This window comes from Actinomycetospora succinea (assembly GCF_004363095.1).
In the GTDB taxonomy this organism is placed as follows: Bacteria; Actinomycetota; Actinomycetes; order Mycobacteriales; family Pseudonocardiaceae; genus Actinomycetospora; species Actinomycetospora succinea.
Genome location: NZ_SNYO01000015.1, coordinates 97195 through 115414, shown reverse-complemented (window position 1 = coordinate 115414; position 18220 = coordinate 97195). Strand labels below are relative to the sequence as shown.

Below are 18220 nucleotides of genomic sequence, written 5' to 3'. Positions count from 1 at the left end.
ATCGAGTACTACAACACCCGACGTCCCCACACCGCCTGCCGCGGCCGAGCCCCGATCACCCGCCTGTCACCAACGTGATGGCCCAGTACATCTAGCGGAACACCACCGTCCGGCCGGCGTGCACCTGGACACGGTCCTCCAGGTGCGCGCGCAGGCCGCGGGCCAGCACGAGCTTCTCCACGTCGCGGCCCCGGCGGATCATGTCCTCCGGGGTGTCGGCGTGGTCCACGCGGCTGACGTCCTGCTCGATGATCGGGCCGGCGTCGAGGTCCGGCGTCACGTAGTGGCACGTGGCGCCGACGAGCTTCACGCCGCGGGCGTGCGCCTGGTGGTACGGGCGCGCGCCGACGAACGAGGGCAGGAAGCTGTGGTGGATGTTGATCGCCCGGCCCGCCCAGTGGTCGCACAGCGCGGGCGTGAGGACCTGCATGAACCGGGCGAGCACGATCGCGGCCGGGTCGTGCGGGTCGACGATCTCGGCGACCTTCGCGAACGCGGCGTCGCGGCCGGTGCGCGCCTCGTCGTCCTCGGCCCGCGACGGGAACGGCACGTGGTGGAACGGCACCCCGTGGGCCTCGGCGATCGGGCGCAGCACGTCGTGGTTGCCGACGACCGCGCGCACGTCCATGTCGAGCTCGCCGCCCCAGACCCGGCCGAGCAGGTCGTGCAGGCAGTGCGTCTCCCTGCTGACGAGCAGCACCACGCGCGGGGGCTCGCTGGTGTCGCGGACCCGCCAGCGCACCGGCTCGCCGCCGGGCACCGCGAGCTCGGCGGCGACCTGCCCGATGACCGCGCGCAGCATGTCGGCGCCGCCCGGCACGGACTCGCCGTCGACCACCTGGCGGGTCGAGAACCAGCCCGCGGCGGTGTCCGCGTGGTAGGCGGCCTCGGTGATCGAGGCGCCGATCCCGGCGAGCCGGCCGGTGATGGCGGCGACGATCCCGGTGCGGTCCGGGCAGCTCAGCGTGATGACCAGCCGGCGCACGCCTCAGCCCCGCGCGAGGCGGCGGCGGGTGAAGGCGTCCTCGGCGTCGAGCAGGTTCCCGACCTGCTCGACGACGACCCCCTCGATCTTCCCGCCGACCATCGGCACGCTCACCGTCGCCTGGCCGTCGACCTCGCTCACCGCGCCGCCCCCGTTGTCGGAGAGGCGCTGGGTGCCCGACATCGTCCCGGGCAGGCCGCGCACGGTCACCTCGAACGTGCCGTCGTACCCACCCCCGGCGCGCGGCGTCCAGGTCTCGTGGCGGTCGAGCACGAGGTCGTCGCCGGTGAAGCGGCGGACCACCGAGGGCAGGAACTCGACGGGCACCGAGTGGCGCAGCCGCAGCCGCGCCCCCGAGTCGTCGACGGCGTGCTCGAGCAGCGCCGGGTCGTTGCCCCCGAGCTCGGCGAGGCGCTCGCGCAGGTGGTCGGCGTCGACCAGCTCCGCGTACACGGTCTCGGCGGGCGCGTCCCAGGTGGCGCGGTGGGTGATGCGGCGTGGCACGGGCGGGAGGTTACCGTCGGACGGCGTGACACCCGGCCCGACCACTGACACGGCGCTCGACACGACACTGCTCGCGCCCCACACCACCCTCGGCCTGGGCGGCCCCGCCCGCCGGCTCGTGCACGCCACGACCGCCGACGAGATCGTCGAGCGGGCCCGCGCGGCGGACGGGGCGGGCGAGCCGCTGCTGCTGGTGGGCGGCGGGTCGAACCTCGTCGTCGGCGACGCGGGCTTCGCGGGCACGGTGCTGCTGCTCGACAACCGCGGCCACCATGTCGTGGAGGAGGGCGACGACACGGTCGTGCTCCACGTCGAGGCAGGCCACGACTGGGACGCCCTCGTCGCCGACACGGTCGCGGCCGGGCTCGGCGGGCTGGAGTGCCTCTCGGGCATCCCGGGGCGGACCGGGGCGACGCCGGTGCAGAACGTCGGCGCGTACGGCGTCGAGGTCGCCGACCTGCTCGTCGGCGTCGACCTCTACGCGCGGCGCACCGGGCGGCGCGGTCCCGTGGCGGCGGCCGACCTCGACCTGGACTACCGCACGAGCCGGCTCAAGGGCCCCCGCAACGTCGACGGCGAGATCGTGCTGGCTGTGCGGTTCCGCCTGTCGACCGACGGGCTCTCGGCGCCGATCCGCTACGCCGAGCTCGCCCGCGCCCTGGACGTCGCGCCGGGCTCGCGGGTGCCGGTCGCCGCCGCCCGCGAGGCGGTGCTGGGGCTGCGGCGGGCCAAGGGCATGGTGCTCGACCCCGACGACGCCGATAGCCGCAGCGCCGGCTCGTTCTTCATGAACCCGGTGGTCGACACGGAGACCGCCGCGCGGGTGGCGGCGCGGACCGAGGAGCGGGGCCAGGTGCCGATCACCGCGTGGCCGCAGCCCGACGGGCGCGTCAAGCTCTCCGCGGCGGCCCTCATCGAGCGCGCGGGCATCCCGCGCGGCCATCCGGGGGAGCACTCGCCGGTCCGCGTGTCGACGAAGCACACGCTGGCGCTGACCCACCGCGGCGGCGGGACCACCGACGACCTGCTCGCCCTCGCCCGCGACGTCCGCGACCACGTCGACGCGGCGTTCGGCATCGTCCTCGTCCCCGAGCCCGTGCTGGTGGCCTGCGCGATGTAGACGCCGGTGGGTTGCTCGTCCGAGACCCCACTCACGATCGCTGGGCCACCCGTGTGAGCGGGCCGCCGCCCTGACAACCACCTCCGGGCCGACCGCGTCGTGCGATCGGTGGATCGATCAGGAGGGGGCTTCCTCGGTGCGGGGACGCGTGCAGGGTGTGCTGGCGGCAGCGGTGGCGTTGATCGCCGTCGCCGCGGTCGTCGTGGGATGTGCGTCGGCGGGGGCGACGCCCCGGTCGCCGGGGTCGACGGCCGCCGATGCGGCGCCCCCGAGCGTGACCACCACGGCCGTGCCCGGCCGCACCGACGTCGACCCGGGCGGCGAGATCAGCGTCTCCGCGCCTGACGCGACCCTGCGCGACGTGGCGCTGACCGGCGCCGACGGCCGCGCGATCGCGGGCGCGACGAGCCCCGACGGGCACCGCTGGGCGGCCACCGAGGCGCTCGGCTACGGCAAGCCCTACACGTGGTCGGGCACGGCGGTCGGCGCCGACGGGGCCGTGACGCCGGTGGCCGGCGGCTTCTCGACCGTGGCCCCGGAGCGGGTCGTGCGGGCGCAGTTCGCGCAGCCCGACGACGCGACGGTGGGCGTGGCCGCGCCGGTCGTCGTGCAGTTCGACGGGCCGGTCACCGACAAGGCCGCGGCCGAGCGGGCCCTGTCGATCCGCACCAGCGTGCCCACCGAGGGCTCGTGGGCGTGGCTCCCGGACGACGCGATGGGCTCGCGCGTCCACTGGCGCCCGAAGGAGTACTGGAAGCCCGGCACGGTCGTCGACGTCTCGGCCGACCTGTACGGGGTGAACCTGGGCGACGGTGCCTACGGGCGCGAGGACCTCACGAGCCACCTGACCGTCGGGCGCTCGCAGATCGTGCGCGCCGACGTGACGAGCCACCGCATGGTCGTCATCCGGGACGGCCAGCAGGTCATGGACGTGCCGGCGAGCTACGGGCTCGGCAGCGACCCGAACCGCATCACGCGCTCCGGGGTCCACGTCGTCACCGAGAAGTTCGACAACAAGCGGATGACCAGCGCGCAGTACGGCTACGACCTGGTCGAGCACTGGGCCGTGCGGATGAGCAACAACGGCGAGTTCATCCACGCCAACCCGGCGTCGGCGGGCGCGCAGGGCTCGAGCAACGTGACCCACGGCTGCGTCAACCTCTCCACCGCCGACGCCCGGGCGTACTACGACACCGCGCTCTACGGCGACCCGGTCGAGGTGACGAACTCCCCGGTGCAGCTCTCCGCGGCCGACGGCGACGTCTACGACTGGGCCCTCTCCTGGGACCAGTGGCGGGAGATGTCGGCTCTCGCGTAGGGCGTCGGGCTGACACGATGGACCCTCGGACCACGAGCGGGGGAACGCATGGGTCGGGCGCTGGTCGCGCTGCTGGGCGGACTGCTGGTGGTGCTGACGGCTTGCGGGTCCGGGGCACCGGGGTCGGCTCCGGCGGCCCCGCCCCCGCCCGTCCGCGTCGACGTGACGCCGGCGACGAACGCCACCGACGTCGCGCCGCGGGCCGGCGTCGCGGCCACCACCGAGGGCACGTTCACCGACGTCACGCTCACGGCCGCACCCGGCGGCCCCGTCGCGGGCACGCTCTCGCCGGACCGCAAGCGCTGGACGCCCGACGGGCCGCTGGCCTACGGCGCCACCTACACGTGGGGCGGCACGGCCACGGCACCCGGCGGGGGCTCGTCGCCCGTCACCGGCTCGTTCACCACGGTCGCGCCGGGCGAGACCGTGCGGGCGACGCTGAACATCGGCGACGACCGCGAGGTCGGGATCGGCGCGCCGATCACCGTCCAGTTCTCCGCGCCGGTGGAGGACAAGGCGGCCGCCGAGCGGGCGCTGGAGGTCCGCACGAGCGTGCCCACCGAGGGCTCCTGGGCGTGGCTGCCCGACCAGGACGGCGGCTCGCGGGCGCACTGGCGCCCGAAGGAGTACTGGAAGCCGGGGACGAAGGTCGACGTCGCGGCCGACCTGCTCGGCGTCCCGTTCGGCGGCGGCGCGTGGGGCCGCGAGGACCTCACGACGTCGTTCACCATCGGGCGCGCCCAGATCGTGCGGGCCGACGTGAACAGCTTCCGCATGGTCGTCGAGCGCGACGGCGCGCAGGTCATGGACGTGCCCGCGAGCTACGGGCTCGACTCCGACCCGAACCGCACCACGCGCTCGGGCATCCACGTGGTGTCCGAGAAGTTCACCAACAAGCGGATGACCAGCGCGCAGTACGGCTACGACCTCGTCGAGCGCTGGGCGGTGCGCATCAGCAACAACGGCGAGTTCATCCACGCCAACCCCGCGTCGGCGGGCGCGCAGGGCTCCAGCAACGTCACGCACGGCTGCATCAACCTGTCCGAGAACGACGCCAAGGCGTTCTACGACAGCGCGATGTACGGCGACCCCGTCGAGGTCACCGGCTCCGGGGTCGACTACTCCGAGCGCGACGGCGACATCTACGACTGGGCGATCCCCTGGGACCAGTGGCAGGGCATGTCGGCCCTCTAGATCACCTCCGATGGAAGCGCATCCCCGTGGCCTGGTCGCGGGGCTTGAGCACGATGGTGTCCAGGTTGACGTGCGACGGGCGGCTCATCGCGAACGCGACGACCTCGGCGACGTCGTCGGCCACGAGCGGCGTGATGCCCTCGTAGACCTTCGCCGCGCGCGCTTCGTCGCCGTCGAAGCGGACCAGCGCGAACTCGGTCTCCACCGCGCCCGGCGCGATCTCGGTGACGCGCACGGGCTCGCCGAGCAGCTCGCCGCGCAGCGTGCGGTGCAGCGCGCCCTCGGCGTGCTTGGCGGCGGTGTAGCCCGAGCCGCCGTCGTAGACCTCGAGCCCGGCGATCGAGGTGATCGTGACGACGTGGCCGTCGCCGGAGTCGATGAGCAGCGGCAGCAGCGCCTTGGTCACGCGCAGGGTGCCGAGGACGTTGGACTCCCACATCCAGCGCCACTTGTCCTCGTCGGCCTCGATGACCTTCTCGGTGCCCTGGGCGCCGCCGGCGTTGTTGACGAGGCCGCGCAGGGGCGCCCCGCCGTCGACCAGCTCGCGCACCGACGCGGCGAAGGCGGCGACGGAGTCGGCGTCGGTGACGTCGAGGGGCAGGGCGGTGCCGCCGACCTCGTCGGCGATCTCCTGCAGGCGCTCCACGCGCCGGGCCCCGAGCACGGGGTGCCAGCCGTCGGCGGCGAGGGCCCGCGCGCTGGCCGCGCCGATGCCCGAGCTGGCACCGGTGACGACGACGAGGGGGCGATCGGATCCGGGGTTCGGCGCGCTCACGCCCCGCACCCTAGGACCCGGCGGACCGAGATCGACGAAGCCGATCGGGAGCCGCGCACCTAAGCTGGCGGGGTGACCCCGGCGGCGACGACGGTGACGGCAGCGGCGGCCCCCCGTTCCCGACCCCCGGAACCCGTCATCCGCGCCCATCCCGGGCAGCTGCGCCGCGTCGCGGTCATCTCGCTGCACACGTCCCCGCTCGCGCAGCCCGGCACGGGCGACGCCGGCGGCATGAACGTCTACGTCGTCGAGACCGCGCGGCGCATGGCCCAGCGCGGCGTCCAGGTCGAGATCTTCACGCGGGCGACGTCGTCCGACCTGCCGCCGGTCGCCGAGCTCGCGCCCGGCGTGCTGGTCCGCCACGTCACCGCCGGTCCGTACGGCGGGCTCGGCAAGGAGGACCTGCCCAGCCAGCTGTGCGCGTTCACCGCCGGCGTCCTGCGCGACGAGGCCCGCCACGAGCCGGGCTGGTACGACGTCGTGCACAGCCACTACTGGCTCTCCGGGCAGGTCGGGTGGCTCGTGCGCGACCGCTGGGGCGTGCCGCTGGTGCACACCGCGCACACCCTCGCCAAGGTCAAGAACGCCGCGCTCGCCGACGGCGATCGCCCCGAGCCGCTGTCGCGGGTGGTCGGCGAGGAGCAGGTCGTCGCGGAGGCCGACCGGCTGGTCACCTCCACCCAGGCCGAGACCGACGACCTGATCTCCGCCTACGGCGCCGACCCCGACCGGGTGCGCACCATCGCGCCCGGGGTCGACCTGCGCACGTTCACGCCGGCCCGCGGCCGCGACGAGGCGCGCGCCGCGCTCGGGATCGGGCCGGACGCCGTGACGCTCGCGTTCGTCGGGCGCATCCAGCCGCTCAAGGCCCCCGACGTGCTGCTGCGCGCGGCCGCGACGATGCTCGCGCGCCGTCCCGAGCTGCGCGCGCGTCTCGTCGTCCTCGTCGTCGGCGGGCCGTCGGGCTCCGGGCTCGCCGAGCCGGAGTCGCTCGTGTCGCTGGCCCGCGAGCTGGGTATCGCCGACGTCGTGCGCTTCCTGCCCCCACGCGGCGGCGACGAGCTCGCGCAGGTCTACCGGGCCGCCGACGTCGTCGCCGTCCCCAGCCACTCCGAGTCGTTCGGTCTCGTCGCCCTCGAGGCCCAGGCCTGCGGCACGCCCGTGGTCGCGGCCGCCGTGGGGGGCCTGCCGACCGCGGTCGCGCACGAGCGCTCCGGGCTGCTCGTCACCGACCACGACCCCGGCCACTGGGCGGACGCGCTCTCCCGGGTGGGCCTCGACCAGGCCGAGCGCCAGCGCCTGGCGGCCGGCGCCGTCGAGCACGCCGCGATGTTCTCGTGGGACCGCACCGCCGACGCGCTGCTCGCCACCTACGCCGAGGCCTCGCGCTCCCTGGCCCGCGACCGGGCGGCGGGGGTGGCGGTGTGAGCGCGGCGGACGCGGAGCGCAGCGGAGCCGGACCATCGAAGCCCGATCTCGAGGAGCTGGAGAAGGTCCTGGTCGCCGCGCTCGACGAGCGCGAGCTGACCTACCTGCGGCGCGGACCGGGGCGGCTGTTCGTCACCCTGCCCGGCACGAAGAAGCTCGCGACGCACTGCTGGCTGGTGCTCACCCCGCACGCGCTGCTCGTCGAGGCGTTCGTGTGCCGGCACGCGGACGAGAACCTCGAGGAGGTCTACCGCTTCCTGCTGCAGCGCAACGCCCGGCTCTACGGCGTGCACTACACGATCGACCGCGCGGGCGACATCCACCTCGTCGGGCGGGTGCCGCTCGTGGCCGTGGTGGACGAGGAGATCGACAAGATCCTCGGCCAGGTGCTGGAGGCCGCCGACGGCGACTTCAACACCCTGCTCGAGCTGGGCTTCGTCACCTCGATCCGCCGCGAGTGGGCGTGGCGGGAGTCGCGCGGCGAGTCGCTGGCCAACCTCTCGGCGTTCGCGCACCTGGTGGAGGACGGCAGGACATAGGGCCACGCCGCCGGCGTGGGACGGGGGGCATCCGACGCCGGCGACGGGCGTAAGGGAGCCGCTCACGGCGGCCGTCTCGAGCCGACCCGATGAATGTGGATCGGCGTCCGGTTACGTAGCCTCCCACCACGCAAAGCACAGGACAAGGCATCGTCTGCCGCCGAACGGGTGACGACGTCTCCTCGTACGCCCCCGAAGCGATCACGCAGTGCGCGCGATACCGGACCTGTCGATAGATTGTCCGTCGCCGACCCGCGCCCCGCTCGACGAGGAGTCCCTCCCGCATGATCGTTCGCAGCCCCTACGACGACATCGACGTCCCCGACACGGGCCTGCCGGAGTTCCTCTTCGGCGACCTGGGCGACGCCGCCGAGCGGGTGGCGATCATCGACGGGCCGTCGGGCGCGCAGACGACCTTCGGCGAGCTCGCCGCCGCCGTCGACCGCTTCGCCGCCGGCATGGGCGAGCGGGGCCTCGGGCCCGGCGACGTCATCGCGCTGTTCGCGCCGAACAACCCGTACTACCCCGTCGTCTTCCACGGGGCGCTCGCCGCCGGCCTCGCGGTCTCGACGGTCAACGCGCTCTACACGCCCGACGAGCTCGCCTACCAGCTGCGCGACTCCGGGTCGAAGGTGCTCGTCACCGTGTCCGCCTTCCTCGACCGGGCGCGCGCCGCGCTGGACGAGGAGGGGCTGGCGGTCTCCGAGATCATCGTCATCGACGGGGCTCCGAGCGTCTCCGGCGTCATCACCGAGACGTCGCTCTCCGAGGTGCTCGCGACGACCGCCGAGCGCCCGTCGGTCTCGCTCTCGGGCGACGACGTCGCCGCGCTGCCGTACTCGTCGGGCACCACGGGGCGGGCCAAGGGCGTGGTGCTGACCCACCGCAACCTGCTCGCGAACCTGCTGCAGATCGAGAAGATGGGCACGCACGTCTCGCCGGACACGAAGATCCTCGCGGTGCTCCCGTTCTTCCACATCTACGGCATGACCGTGATGATGAACCAGGGGCTGCACGCCCGGGCCGCGGTCGTGACGATGCCGAAGTTCGACCTCGCCGAGTTCCTCCGGATCATCTCCGAGCACCGCGTCGACCGCGTCTACATCGCGCCGCCGATCGCGGTCGCGCTGGCGAAGCACCCGATGGTCGACCAGTACGACATCGACTGCGTCGACATCGTGTTCTCCGGCGCCGCCGCCCTCGACGCCGAGCTGGGCGCCGCCGTGGGCCGCCGCCTGAACTGCACGATGCTGCAGGGCTACGGCATGACCGAGCTCAGCCCGGTCAGCCACTGCATGCCCGACGACCGCCCCGACATGGACCTCGGGTCGATCGGCGTGGCGCTGCCGAGCGTCGAGTGCAAGCTCGTCGACCCGGACACCGGCGCCGAGGGCGTGGAGCGCGGCGAGCTCTGGGTGCGCGGGCCCAACGTCATGCGCGAGTACCTCAACAACGCCGAGGCCACCGCCTCCACCCTGGACGCCGACGGCTTCCTGCACACCGGCGACGTCGCCACCGTCACCGACGAGGGCGTGTTCTACATCGTCGACCGGGTCAAGGAGCTGATCAAGTACAAGGGCTACCAGGTCCCGCCGGCCGAGCTCGAGGCGCTGCTGCTGACCAACGACGGCATCGCCGACGCCGCGGTGATCGGGGTCAAGGACGCCGAGGGCGAGGAGATCCCCAAGGCGTTCGTGGTGCTGCAGCAGGGCGCCGAGCTCTCGGGCGACGACGTGATGTCCTTCGTGGCCGAGCGCATCGCCCCGCACAAGAAGGTCCGCGTCGTCGAGTTCATCGACCAGATCCCGAAGTCGGCGTCGGGCAAGATCCTGCGCAAGGACCTTCGCGCCCGGGAGCAGGCTCCCGCGTAGGGTCGCTGACCCGCCGTTTCGGGCCTCTGACCTGCACGAACGCCGGATGACGTTGTGAAGTCTCTGTGAGGCTCCGCAACGGTACGGCGTGGTGTCCGGGTTCCACGGAACAGGCACGGAACGGATCGTGCATAGTCGATCAAGCCTCTCCGTCGAGTAGATCTTGGATGCGGGCGCGGGCCTGCTTCCAGGTCCGGGTGTAGACGGACTCGCGGACCCGCCCGCCGGTCGTCAGCGCCGGGAACAGCCGGCCGTCGGGCGCGACGCCGTAGCGGGTCCAGGTGCTCGCGCAGGATCGCAACGAGAGCCGGCCATCGACGGCAGGGGCGCTTGCACCCGCACGAGCGGCCCGGCAGGGCAGAGCCCGCGCCGCCGAGGGAGAGACCCCGAAGCCGGGTGCCGTGAGCCGAGGACATGAACCGTGCGCTCGCAGGTTGCTGTGTGCGAAAGTCAAGAGCGCGGTCAACTCAATGGCCACAGCACCGGTCACGAACGCTCGAACAAGCTGGTCGGGCAACCCGAGGAGACCGCGATGACCGTCGCCATGAACCCCATCGATCTCGCCACGGGCGTGCTCGTCGAGCGCTACCAGGTGACCGTCGAACGGGCGATCACGATGCTGGAAGAGCTGGCTTCCACCAGCGAAGCAGGCGTCGATGATTACGCCTCGTGGCTCGTCGCGCGCTGCGGCGACTCGACCGTTCGCCTGAAGCCGGCCGACGAACCAGCCCACGTGCGCCGGGCGATGGCGTACATCGCGGCCAACGCAGACAGCGACATCGGGATCGAGGACATCGCCCGTGCGGCGCGAGTGGGACCCCGAGGGCTGCAGAGCGCGTTCCAGAAATCCCGCGGGCAGACACCGATGGCCTTCCTGCGCTCGGTGCGGATGAACAACGCCCACGTCGACCTGGTGGCCGGCGACCCGACCAAGGGCGACACCGTCTCCGAGATCGCCGCACGACGGGGCTTCACCAACGCCGGCCGATTCTCCGTCGAGCACCGGAAGATCTTCGGGTGCAGCCCGAGTCACACACTCCACCGCTGACCAACACGTGCGCCGGCCGTAGAGGCCGAGGGCACCGCCGGAGATCCGGGAGACACATCGATGGGTGAGGCTGCAGGCAGCAGACGCCGCCACCCCCAGGCGAGCGCCGAGGCCGCACGCGAGCGGGCCAGCGAAGCCCAGCGACACGCGCGGGACGTGGCCCAGCAGCTCAGTTCGACCGCCGAGCGGGTTGCGGAGACCTTCGAGGACGTCGCCCACCGCAAGGATGTGCAGGCAGACGCCGCCGACTCGCAGGACGCTTCTGGACACCGGGGCGACGCGAGGCGTGCACGAGAGTTCGCGGACAAGGAGCGCACCGAGAGCCGGCGACTGCGCGAACAGTGGGACCTGCCGAGCTGAACCACCAGTGCTGACGGACGGGCCGGCGGTTCGGGTAGGGTTCTTCGCCAGGGCGACGCGGGCCCCGTTCGAGACGGCCGACTGCGGGTGCTTGCTAGCGACCCGGCAAGAATGGCTCCTCGATCTCCATGGCCGCGAGTCGCCGCCACCGACGTTCAGTGGCGTCGAGGTTGGCTCGTGCCCGTGCCGCCGCGGATCGGAGCCGGTCCTGCGCCGCACCGGGCCCGAGGTCTCTCGCGATGCGATCCAGCCTCGCTGCCGCCTGCTCCCGGCCGAGACTGACGTCGACGAGCACATCGAGCACCCGGGCCCGCAGCCGGTGCGCGTCGCGCAGGAGCGAGTTCGCGAAGTTGAGGTCCCCGCACGCCTCCTGCAGCGGGTCGGTAGCGGTACCGCCGGACCAGGCTTCGTCGATGCCCGTGGAGCCGGTGGTGTCCAGCTCCCACGGCATGTGGCCGTCCATGGGGCCAAGTTTGCATCGCGACGTCCAACGCGCGCGATACCTACCCCTCGCTGGGCCGTACGGGGCGATTCACGGAACCACCACGGAGCACGGGCGCGGCGTGGGAGTGGTCTGCATCTTGTTCGTGCAGGTGATGGGGCTGTCGACGGCGATCGGGTGAGGTCCTGCGCAAGGACCTCCGCGCCCGCGAGCAGGCTCCCGCCCAGCGCGGCGCTGCGACTTGTGTGTCCACGGCCGCCGACGGGAGGAGGGTCGTGTCGGTTGTGGACGACGAGATGCGGCACTCCTGCGTCGTCGGCTTCCGCTCACGCGGGCAGGCCGGCGCGAGGAGGGTGGGGTGTCGGATGCCCCGGATGCGGTCGACGTCGCGACCGGCGTGCTCATGGCGCGCTCCGCCAGGACCTCGAGCAGGCCTCGACGATGCTGGCAACGATCGCTCGGACCCACGATCGCGACGTCGCCGAGCTCGCCACCGCGGTGCCCATCGGGGTCCGCGGGCTGCAGCAGTCGTTCCGCAAGCACCACAGGCAGACGCCGCTGGGCCTTCTGCGTCGTGTCCGGCTGGACCGTGCCCACCGCGATCTCCTCGCGGCCGACCGGGCCGACTGCGTCACGGTGGGAGACATCGCGAACCGTTGGCACTTCGGGAACGCCGGCCGGTTCACGAGCGAGTGTCGGCAGGCCTTCGGATGCTCCCCCAGCCGGACCCTGCGCACTCCGGCGGTCCCGGGTTCCCCCGATCCGTCCGACCTGCACGGGCGTGCCCTCGACGCCGTGCAGCGGGGGCGGGGGAGCTCCACGACCGCGCGGTCGAGGCCTCGCTGCGGGCCGTGATCGCCAGGGCCCGCGCCGAACACATCGCGATCTCGCCCGTCGTCGAGGCGTGCCTGCACCTGCTCGCGGCCGACGAGATCGCCGCCGCCTCCGTTCGGGAGCCGTCGACGCCGCGGGCGAGCACCAACGGGACCAGCCGCCACCGAGTCTCACGCTGATCGACGCCACGCCGGCCCGGGGCAGACCCCCCTCGGCGAGGGGCGCTCCCGGACGCGATCTGCGCACCAGAACGGTAGATTGCCACCACGGTCGGGCGCACGGCCGACTGCCGGCGCAGCTGTCGCGCGCGCCATCGTGCGACGTCGGTCGGACCCGAGGCGGGGGTGTTGCCGTTGAGCCCACGGTCGAGCGACGACCCGGTCGCGCCGTTGCACCGCAGCGTCCAGGACCTGGTCGCGCGACGTCGCCTGCGGAACGTCGACCTCACCCTCGGCGACATCACGGCCACCGCCCTCGAGGTCGTCCCCCGTGCGGCGGGCGCGGGCATCACCTGCTGCCGCGACGACAGGGTGGAGGCCGGTCACGCCACCGACGAGCACGTCGGGCGGCTCGACGGGTACCAGGCCGAGCTGGAGGAAGGGCCCGGCGTCACCGCGCTGCGCGGCGACCCCGCGGACGGCCCGGTGGTGGCCGTCGACCTCGGCGGCGTCGATTCCTACCGGTGGCCGCGGTTCGCGCCGCTCGCCGCCCACCTGGGCTACCGATCGATCCTCTCGATCCACCTCGCCGCCGCGAACGGCCGTCCCCGACGGGCACTGAACCTCTACGCCACCGAGCCCCAGGCCTTCGACGACGACCACCGGCTCGTGGCCACCGCCTTCGCCGCGCAGGCCGCTGCCCTGCTGCACGGTGCCGAGGAAGCCCAGCACCTGATCCGTGCGCTGGAGAGCCGGGACGTCATCGCCCAGGCGAAGGGCATCCTCATGGAGCGGTTCGGCATCACCGACGAGGCCGCGTTCGCCATGCTGCGCACCAGTTCGCAGGAGACCAACATGAAGTTGCTCAGTGTCGCCAGCTGGCTCGTCGGGGAGGCCCTGCGCCGCAACGAGGAGACGACAGCGGACGGTCAGCAGTCATCTCCGGGCATCGCGACCTGAGAGACGATCCACGGACCCGAGGACGCCGCGGCGTCCGCGACACACGGCCGGCGAGGAGGTGCGTGTCGGTGTCCGACGAGCACGACGACCTCCGTGCGCGGATGCGGGCCGCGCACGATCGGGCGCAGCGGCTCGAAGAGCGCGCGGACGAGGCCAAGGTCCGGTCCCTACTGGTCCGCGCCGAGCACCTCCTGATCCAGCACTCGCCGGTCGTGGAAGGCCGGCTGCGCCTGCTCCTCGAGGACGGCGAGGCGCTCCCCTCGCGGACCGACCCGCCGTCCGGACCGTGATACGCGGATGCGCAGGAACGACGACAGGGACACCGCCCCGTGCACCGACACACCGCTGTCCTGACGGGCTCCGGCAGCGATGGGTGAGCTCGGGGTCCACCGACACCGTGCCGCGGAGGCGGATGCGGAGGTCGCGCTCGGGCAGGCCGCCGAGGCCTGCGACCACGCGCGCCAGGTGAGGCAACAGCTCGGGTCGACGGCCGAGCAGGTCGCGGAGACCTTCGACGACGTCGCGGACCGGAGGGACGAGCGCGCGGCGGACGCCGTCGGCGAGCAGGCTCGCGAGCAACGGCGCGGCGCGCAGCGGGCGCGCGCGTTCGCGGAGGAGGAGCGCGTCGAGAGTCGGCGACTGCGCGCTCAGGGGACACGCACCACTGATCTGCGGGCCGCCGACCGGCGTGCCCTACGGCCCGGGCGGAGGGCGCTCCCCGATGGCGACGGCCGCGAGTCGCCGCCACCGCCATCGAGCGTCTCCTCGGTGGGCGAGTGCTCGGTCCGCCGCCGCACGCAGCCGCTCCTGCGCGGCACCGGGCCCGACGATCGCCGCCGTGCGCTCCAGTCTCGCGGCAGTCCGATCCCAGCCCAGACTGAGGTCGACGAGGACGTCGAGCACCCGGTCACGCAGGCGGTGCGCGTCGCGCGCCATGGAGTGGGCGAAATTGATGTCCTCGCAGGCCAGTTCCAGCGGATCGCGCGAGAGGTCGCGCCCCCTGCCGTCGTCGCCGGTGTCCGTGGGGCCGGTGCTGTCCATCTCCCACGTGGTGTCGTCGTCCACGGATTGAAGTGTGCTGCGCCGAGTCGCGGGACGCGAGAGACCGTTTTCCACCCGCCGAGGTCGGCGCTGTCGCCCCGTCCGGATGCTCCGCCACCTCCTGCTGCGGTCCCCGATCCAGAGACGGGCTTCCGCCCGGGTTCCGGGAGTAGCCTCCGACCGGCTCCGCATCGAGGAGACGATGAGAGGAGCGGTGGTGGCGTCTGACGAGGCTCGGCCGCACGAGGACGGAGCCCCCGACGAGCGCGCTCGCACCGCGAGGCGGCGCGCGACGGAGGCACGCGAGCGGGCCAGGGAGATCGCGGGACGCCTGGCCCGCACCGGGGACGACATCGCCGTGACGCTCGACCGGCTCGCGTCCACCCGCGAGCGTGCGGCCGGGCTGGAGGAGACGGACTCCGACGACGAGCTCCGGTCGGCGCGGCGCGCGCGGGCGAGAGCCGAGGGCGAGCGTCAGGACAGCGCCGAGCTGCGGGCGACGTGGGACGTGCCGCCGACGGAGTGAGCGACGGCCGTCCCGTCGGTGGGGCGATGCGTGTCCCCACGAGCACGGACCGACCGCGAGGACGCCGTCTCGTCTGCGTGGCCAACCGCTACGCTGAGAGGCCAGCTTGTGGGACCCTGGTCCCACCGTCCCGGTCGGTCCCGGGGCGTCGTGTGCCCCAGCGCTACGAGTGCGCTGGTCCACCAGGGAGGCCGCCGGTCCGCGATGAGCAGCAACTCCGTGACCCCCGACGACGCCGCCTCCGGACCCGGAGCGAGCGCCGTGCGGGAGTCGGCCGCCGACACGCGCGAGATCGAGGCCGACATCAGGGACGGCCGCGCGGACGAGCGCGAGCGGTCCGCAGATGAGCGCGATCACCAGGCCGACGAGCGCGAGCGGCTCGCCGACCAGCGCGAGCACCGGGCCGACGAGCGCGAGGCCTCGCTGGACGCCCTGGCCCGGGCCGTCGGCCGACCGACGGCCGATCCCTTCGACCGGTCGGCCGCGGCTCTCGACCGGGCCGCGGAGGCGACCGCCCGCACCGACCGGGCCATCGAGCGGTCGCGGGAGGCGCTGCGTCGGTCCCGTCAGCAGATCGACCGCGAGCAGGACGACGTCGACCGTCAGACCGGCGCCGTCGCACGGGAGATCGACGCCGAGTCGCAGGAGCGGGGCCGGTAGCGGGCGCTCCCGAGGCCGGCACGGCGACCGTCGCCGCCGCGTACACCATGAGCACCGGAGAGGAATCCCCGGAGGACCCACTGCGCGGCTGAACGGGCGAAATTGCGCGTCCTCGGTGCAGCCCGTTCGCTGACCGGATATCGGTCATCGCTCGATCGGCATATCTTCTGGGGGCGATGACCGACGCCACGACCTCCGTCCACCGCCACCACGTCTCGACCGATGACCCCGACGTGGCGGCGGCCCACCAGCACGGCTACGCGCACTTCCGGTACGAGCCGATCGCCAGGGACGGGTTCGCGTTCGACCTCACGGCGTCGTTCGCCGGGGCGTTCGGCGTCAGCCGCATGCGGCACACGGGACGCTTCCGGGCCCAGGTGGAGCCGCCCCGGCGAATGATCGTGGTGGAGGTCCTGGAGGGTGGTCTGTGGGTCACCGCCGACGGCCACGACGTCGCGGCGCACCTGATGCTGGCGCCCCACTGGTCGTCGCACGCTGCGGGGTGGGACACCGTCGCCCTGCGGCTGACGACGCTCGACCTCGAGGAGGTCGAGCGGGTCGGCGCCGAGATCTCCGGGCTCGGGCCCTCCGAGGTGCTCTTCGGGACCATGACGCCGCGGTCGACGGCGCTCGCCCGGTACTGGACGGCCCTGGTCGACCATGTCGACCGGGCGCTGCTCGCCGAGGACGAGCTGATGGGCACGCGGCTGGTGCGGGCCGAGACGCTGCGCCAGCTGGCCGCCGGCGTGCTGACCGTGTTCCCCAACAGCACGCTCGACCATCGCGACGTGGGCGGTCCGGACGTCGTCGAGCCCGCCACCGTCCGCCGGGCCATCGAGTTCATGGAGGCCCACGCCCACGAGGACGTCAGCATCGCCCAGGTCGCGGAGGCGGCCCGGATGGGGCCGCGCGGGCTGCAGGCGGCGTTCCGTCGCCACCGCGCACAGTCCCCGCTGGACTACCTGCGCCGCGTGCGCATGGACCGTGCGCACCAGGACCTGCAGCTCGGCGACCCCACTCGCGGTGACACGGTGGGCGGCATCGCCGCCCGCTGGGGCTTCGCGAACGCCGGACGGTTCGCGGTCGACTACCGCCGCGCGTACGGGTACTCCCCGAGCGAGACACTCCGGCGCTGAGCGTGTCCTTCCCGCTGCCGCGTCCGGTGAGGCACCATCGGACGCGGCAGTCCGGTTCAACCGCGAGCCGCTCCGGCGTCACCGCACACCAACGGGGACCACGATGCGGTTCGACCACGACCCTCATGGCCACGCTGGCCGACGACCCGCCCGAGACGAGCACCGCGTTCTCGGAGTGGCTCGGCGAGCGGGATCTCGAGCAGCTGGCGGCGATCGCCCGCGCCGCGCGGTTCAGCGGTGACTCCTTCGGGCGCCGTCTGTCCGCGGCCGGACGCGGCGAGGAGATCCTGGACGAATAGCGCACACATTGTTCCCTTGACGAGGATCGTCCGAGGGAGGACCGTCAGCGGGGAGTTGTGAGCTCGCTCGCAGCTCGGCGCGGCCGGTGGCGGTCGATGCCCGGGCCCCGTCGGTCGCCCTCCCCCCGCGTGACCGACGGGGCCTCGCCGCGCTCGTACCGTGAGGTGCTGTGGAGTCGCACCGGACGTCCGTCGCCGTCACCACGGTGTCGGCGCTCGCCGCCGCCGGGGTCGCCGCCGCGATGCTGCTGGCGGGCACCGGCGGGCTCGCGGTCGCCCTCGTCGTCGTGCTCGTGGCGGTGCAGGCCGTGCTCCTGGTCGCGGTGCGCCATGAGGCCCTGCGGGCGCGGCAGTTCCTGCTCGCCTGGTCGGGCCAGGCCGGCCTGACCTACCTGGTGGCCGGCGAGCCCGGCGTGGCGTCGGCCCTGGTGTACCTGGGTGTGGGGCTGGTGTTCGCGGCCGTCGTCGTGGCCGGTCTGGCCCTCTGGCGGCCGGCGCCCGAGCCGGAGCACGAACCCGGGGAGCGCCGCGGCGACACCCAGCCCCTGCCCGTGGTGGACGGCGACTGACCGGGGTCAGCTTCCCAGCGACGCGTCCAGCGTGATCGTGGTGCCCGCCAGCGCCTTGGAGACGGGGCAGGTCTGCTCGGCGGTCTTCGCCAGCTCCTGGAATTTCGCGTCGTCGAGGCCGTCGACGTCGGCGCGCAGGGTGATCGCGATGCCGCTGATCTCGAAGCCGCCGCCCTTGGCCGGGGAGAGCGTGACCTCGGCGCTGACGTCGATCGACGTCGCGGTGAGCCCCTCGCCGCCGAGCACGCCGGAGAGGTTCATGGCCAGGCACGACGAGTGCGCCGCGGCGATGAGCTCCTCGGGGCTGGTCTGGCCGTTGGGGTCCTCGGCGCGGGTGGGGAACGAGACGCTGAACTGACCCGCGTTGGACGAGTCGAGGGTCACCTGACCCGTCCCGTCCTGCAGGCCGCCTTCCCAGTGGGTGGTCGCGTCGCGGCTCGGCATCGGTGTCCT

General features: G+C 73.4%; 23 protein-coding genes. 17 read left to right on the top strand and 6 right to left on the bottom strand.

The features are described 5' to 3' along the window. Nucleotides 1-91 precede the first annotated feature (91 nt). Nucleotides 92-985 (bottom strand): formyltetrahydrofolate deformylase, encoded by an 894-nt coding sequence (gene purU, locus EV188_RS30495; RefSeq protein WP_133830096.1) that lies wholly within the window; start codon nt 983-985, stop codon nt 92-94. Between the two features lie 3 nt (nt 986-988). Then, nucleotides 989-1489, bottom strand: coding sequence for a DUF2505 domain-containing protein (locus EV188_RS30490; protein ID WP_166660178.1), 501 nt, complete (start codon nt 1487-1489; stop codon nt 989-991). Here EV188_RS30490 and EV188_RS30485 point away from each other — a divergent pair. From EV188_RS30485 to EV188_RS30475, 3 genes are all read left to right on the top strand, one after another. Continuing rightward, nucleotides 1476-2609, top strand: a complete 1134-nt coding sequence (locus EV188_RS30485) for a UDP-N-acetylmuramate dehydrogenase (protein ID WP_133830094.1) — start codon at nt 1476-1478, stop codon at nt 2607-2609. The two genes, EV188_RS30490 and EV188_RS30485, sit on opposite strands and share 14 nt — an antisense overlap. A gap of 148 nt (nt 2610-2757) precedes the next feature. After that, nucleotides 2758-3927: a L,D-transpeptidase gene (locus EV188_RS30480; protein WP_133830093.1), complete on the top strand. Its 1170-nt coding sequence runs from the start codon at nt 2758-2760 to the stop codon at nt 3925-3927. Between the two features lie 48 nt (nt 3928-3975). Beyond that, nucleotides 3976-5121 (top strand): L,D-transpeptidase, encoded by a 1146-nt coding sequence (locus tag EV188_RS30475; RefSeq protein WP_133830092.1) that lies wholly within the window; start codon nt 3976-3978, stop codon nt 5119-5121. 1 nt (nt 5122) lies between these two features. On the opposite strand, the gene EV188_RS30470 is transcribed toward EV188_RS30475, so the two are convergent. Beyond that, nucleotides 5123-5896, bottom strand: coding sequence for an SDR family NAD(P)-dependent oxidoreductase (locus tag EV188_RS30470; RefSeq protein ID WP_243742109.1), 774 nt, complete (start codon nt 5894-5896; stop codon nt 5123-5125). 159 nt (nt 5897-6055) lie between these two features. Between EV188_RS30470 and mshA the strand changes: the two genes are divergently transcribed. The 5 genes from mshA (at nt 6056) to EV188_RS30445 (ending at nt 11142) form a co-directional block, all read left to right on the top strand. Then, the gene (gene mshA / locus EV188_RS30465; protein WP_133830116.1) at nt 6056-7324 is read left to right on the top strand and encodes a D-inositol-3-phosphate glycosyltransferase; all 1269 of its coding nucleotides are present in this window, start codon (nt 6056-6058) and stop codon (nt 7322-7324) included. Nucleotides 7325-7380: 56 nt separating this feature from the next. Further along, complete coding sequence (locus tag EV188_RS30460) at nt 7381-7863, top strand: type III secretion system chaperone family protein (protein ID WP_208114437.1); 483 nt, start codon at nt 7381-7383, stop codon at nt 7861-7863. A 284-nt stretch (nt 7864-8147) separates the two neighbouring features. Beyond that, on the top strand, nt 8148-9734 hold the full coding sequence (locus EV188_RS30455) for an AMP-binding protein (protein ID WP_133830089.1): 1587 nt from the start codon (nt 8148-8150) through the stop codon (nt 9732-9734). Between the two features lie 421 nt (nt 9735-10155). Further along, nucleotides 10156-10782 (top strand): helix-turn-helix transcriptional regulator, encoded by a 627-nt coding sequence (locus tag EV188_RS30450; protein WP_243742108.1) that lies wholly within the window; start codon nt 10156-10158, stop codon nt 10780-10782. 156 nt (nt 10783-10938) lie between these two features. Further along, the gene (locus EV188_RS30445; RefSeq protein WP_133830088.1) at nt 10939-11142 is read left to right on the top strand and encodes a hypothetical protein; all 204 of its coding nucleotides are present in this window, start codon (nt 10939-10941) and stop codon (nt 11140-11142) included. Nucleotides 11143-11236: 94 nt separating this feature from the next. Here EV188_RS30445 and EV188_RS30440 read toward each other — a convergent pair whose 3' ends face one another. Further along, nucleotides 11237-11605 (bottom strand): hypothetical protein, encoded by a 369-nt coding sequence (locus EV188_RS30440; protein WP_133830087.1) that lies wholly within the window; start codon nt 11603-11605, stop codon nt 11237-11239. Between the two features lie 420 nt (nt 11606-12025). Here EV188_RS30440 and EV188_RS30435 point away from each other — a divergent pair, with 420 nt between their 5' ends. The 4 genes from EV188_RS30435 to EV188_RS30425 all read left to right on the top strand — a co-directional run bounded on the left by EV188_RS30435 (nt 12026) and on the right by EV188_RS30425 (nt 13826). Next, nucleotides 12026-12439 (top strand): helix-turn-helix transcriptional regulator, encoded by a 414-nt coding sequence (locus EV188_RS30435; RefSeq protein ID WP_133830086.1) that lies wholly within the window; start codon nt 12026-12028, stop codon nt 12437-12439. Beyond that, complete coding sequence (locus EV188_RS32090) at nt 12436-12597, top strand: hypothetical protein (protein ID WP_166660177.1); 162 nt, start codon at nt 12436-12438, stop codon at nt 12595-12597. Before EV188_RS30435 ends, EV188_RS32090 begins: the two co-directional genes overlap by 4 nt. A 174-nt stretch (nt 12598-12771) precedes the next feature. Then, a complete protein-coding gene (locus EV188_RS30430) occupies nt 12772-13536 on the top strand; it encodes an ANTAR domain-containing protein (protein WP_243742107.1) in 765 nt (254 codons plus the stop codon). Nucleotides 13537-13604: 68 nt separating this feature from the next. After that, nucleotides 13605-13826: a hypothetical protein gene (locus EV188_RS30425; RefSeq protein WP_133830085.1), complete on the top strand. Its 222-nt coding sequence runs from the start codon at nt 13605-13607 to the stop codon at nt 13824-13826. 403 nt (nt 13827-14229) lie between these two features. Here EV188_RS30425 and EV188_RS30420 read toward each other — a convergent pair whose 3' ends face one another. Continuing rightward, nucleotides 14230-14601, bottom strand: coding sequence for a hypothetical protein (locus tag EV188_RS30420; protein WP_133830084.1), 372 nt, complete (start codon nt 14599-14601; stop codon nt 14230-14232). 193 nt (nt 14602-14794) lie between these two features. Between EV188_RS30420 and EV188_RS30415 the strand changes: the two genes are divergently transcribed. The 5 genes from EV188_RS30415 to EV188_RS30400 all read left to right on the top strand — a co-directional run bounded on the left by EV188_RS30415 (nt 14795) and on the right by EV188_RS30400 (nt 17767). Then, entirely contained in the window at nt 14795-15103 is a 309-nt protein-coding gene (locus tag EV188_RS30415; RefSeq protein WP_133830083.1) for a hypothetical protein, read from the top strand. 204 nt (nt 15104-15307) lie between these two features. Beyond that, the gene (locus EV188_RS30410) at nt 15308-15763 is read left to right on the top strand and encodes a hypothetical protein (RefSeq protein ID WP_133830082.1); all 456 of its coding nucleotides are present in this window, start codon (nt 15308-15310) and stop codon (nt 15761-15763) included. Between the two features lie 176 nt (nt 15764-15939). Further along, on the top strand, nt 15940-16899 hold the full coding sequence (locus tag EV188_RS30405; RefSeq protein ID WP_133830081.1) for a helix-turn-helix transcriptional regulator: 960 nt from the start codon (nt 15940-15942) through the stop codon (nt 16897-16899). A gap of 125 nt (nt 16900-17024) precedes the next feature. Then, a complete protein-coding gene (locus EV188_RS32085) occupies nt 17025-17198 on the top strand; it encodes a hypothetical protein (RefSeq protein WP_166660176.1) in 174 nt (57 codons plus the stop codon). Nucleotides 17199-17368: 170 nt separating this feature from the next. Further along, the gene (locus tag EV188_RS30400; RefSeq protein ID WP_133830080.1) at nt 17369-17767 is read left to right on the top strand and encodes a hypothetical protein; all 399 of its coding nucleotides are present in this window, start codon (nt 17369-17371) and stop codon (nt 17765-17767) included. Between the two features lie 6 nt (nt 17768-17773). On the opposite strand, the gene EV188_RS30395 is transcribed toward EV188_RS30400, so the two are convergent. Further along, on the bottom strand, nt 17774-18211 hold the full coding sequence (locus EV188_RS30395; protein WP_133830079.1) for an OsmC family protein: 438 nt from the start codon (nt 18209-18211) through the stop codon (nt 17774-17776). Nucleotides 18212-18220: the final 9 nt, after the last annotated feature.

Coding starts and splice junctions, on each gene's coding strand:
- EV188_RS30485 (WP_133830094.1), top strand. CDS start 1,476: ATGCGGCGTGGCACGGGCGGGAGGTTACCGTCGGACGGCGTGACACCC.
- EV188_RS30475 (WP_133830092.1), top strand. CDS start 3,976: ATGGGTCGGGCGCTGGTCGCGCTGCTGGGCGGACTGCTGGTGGTGCTG.
- EV188_RS30455 (WP_133830089.1), top strand. CDS start 8,148: ATGATCGTTCGCAGCCCCTACGACGACATCGACGTCCCCGACACGGGC.
- EV188_RS30440 (WP_133830087.1), bottom strand. CDS start 11,605: ATGGACGGCCACATGCCGTGGGAGCTGGACACCACCGGCTCCACGGGC.
- EV188_RS30435 (WP_133830086.1), top strand. CDS start 12,026: ATGCTGGCAACGATCGCTCGGACCCACGATCGCGACGTCGCCGAGCTC.
- EV188_RS30410 (WP_133830082.1), top strand. CDS start 15,308: ATGAGCAGCAACTCCGTGACCCCCGACGACGCCGCCTCCGGACCCGGA.
- EV188_RS30405 (WP_133830081.1), top strand. CDS start 15,940: ATGACCGACGCCACGACCTCCGTCCACCGCCACCACGTCTCGACCGAT.
- EV188_RS32085 (WP_166660176.1), top strand. CDS start 17,025: ATGGCCACGCTGGCCGACGACCCGCCCGAGACGAGCACCGCGTTCTCG.
- EV188_RS30395 (WP_133830079.1), bottom strand. CDS start 18,211: ATGCCGAGCCGCGACGCGACCACCCACTGGGAAGGCGGCCTGCAGGAC.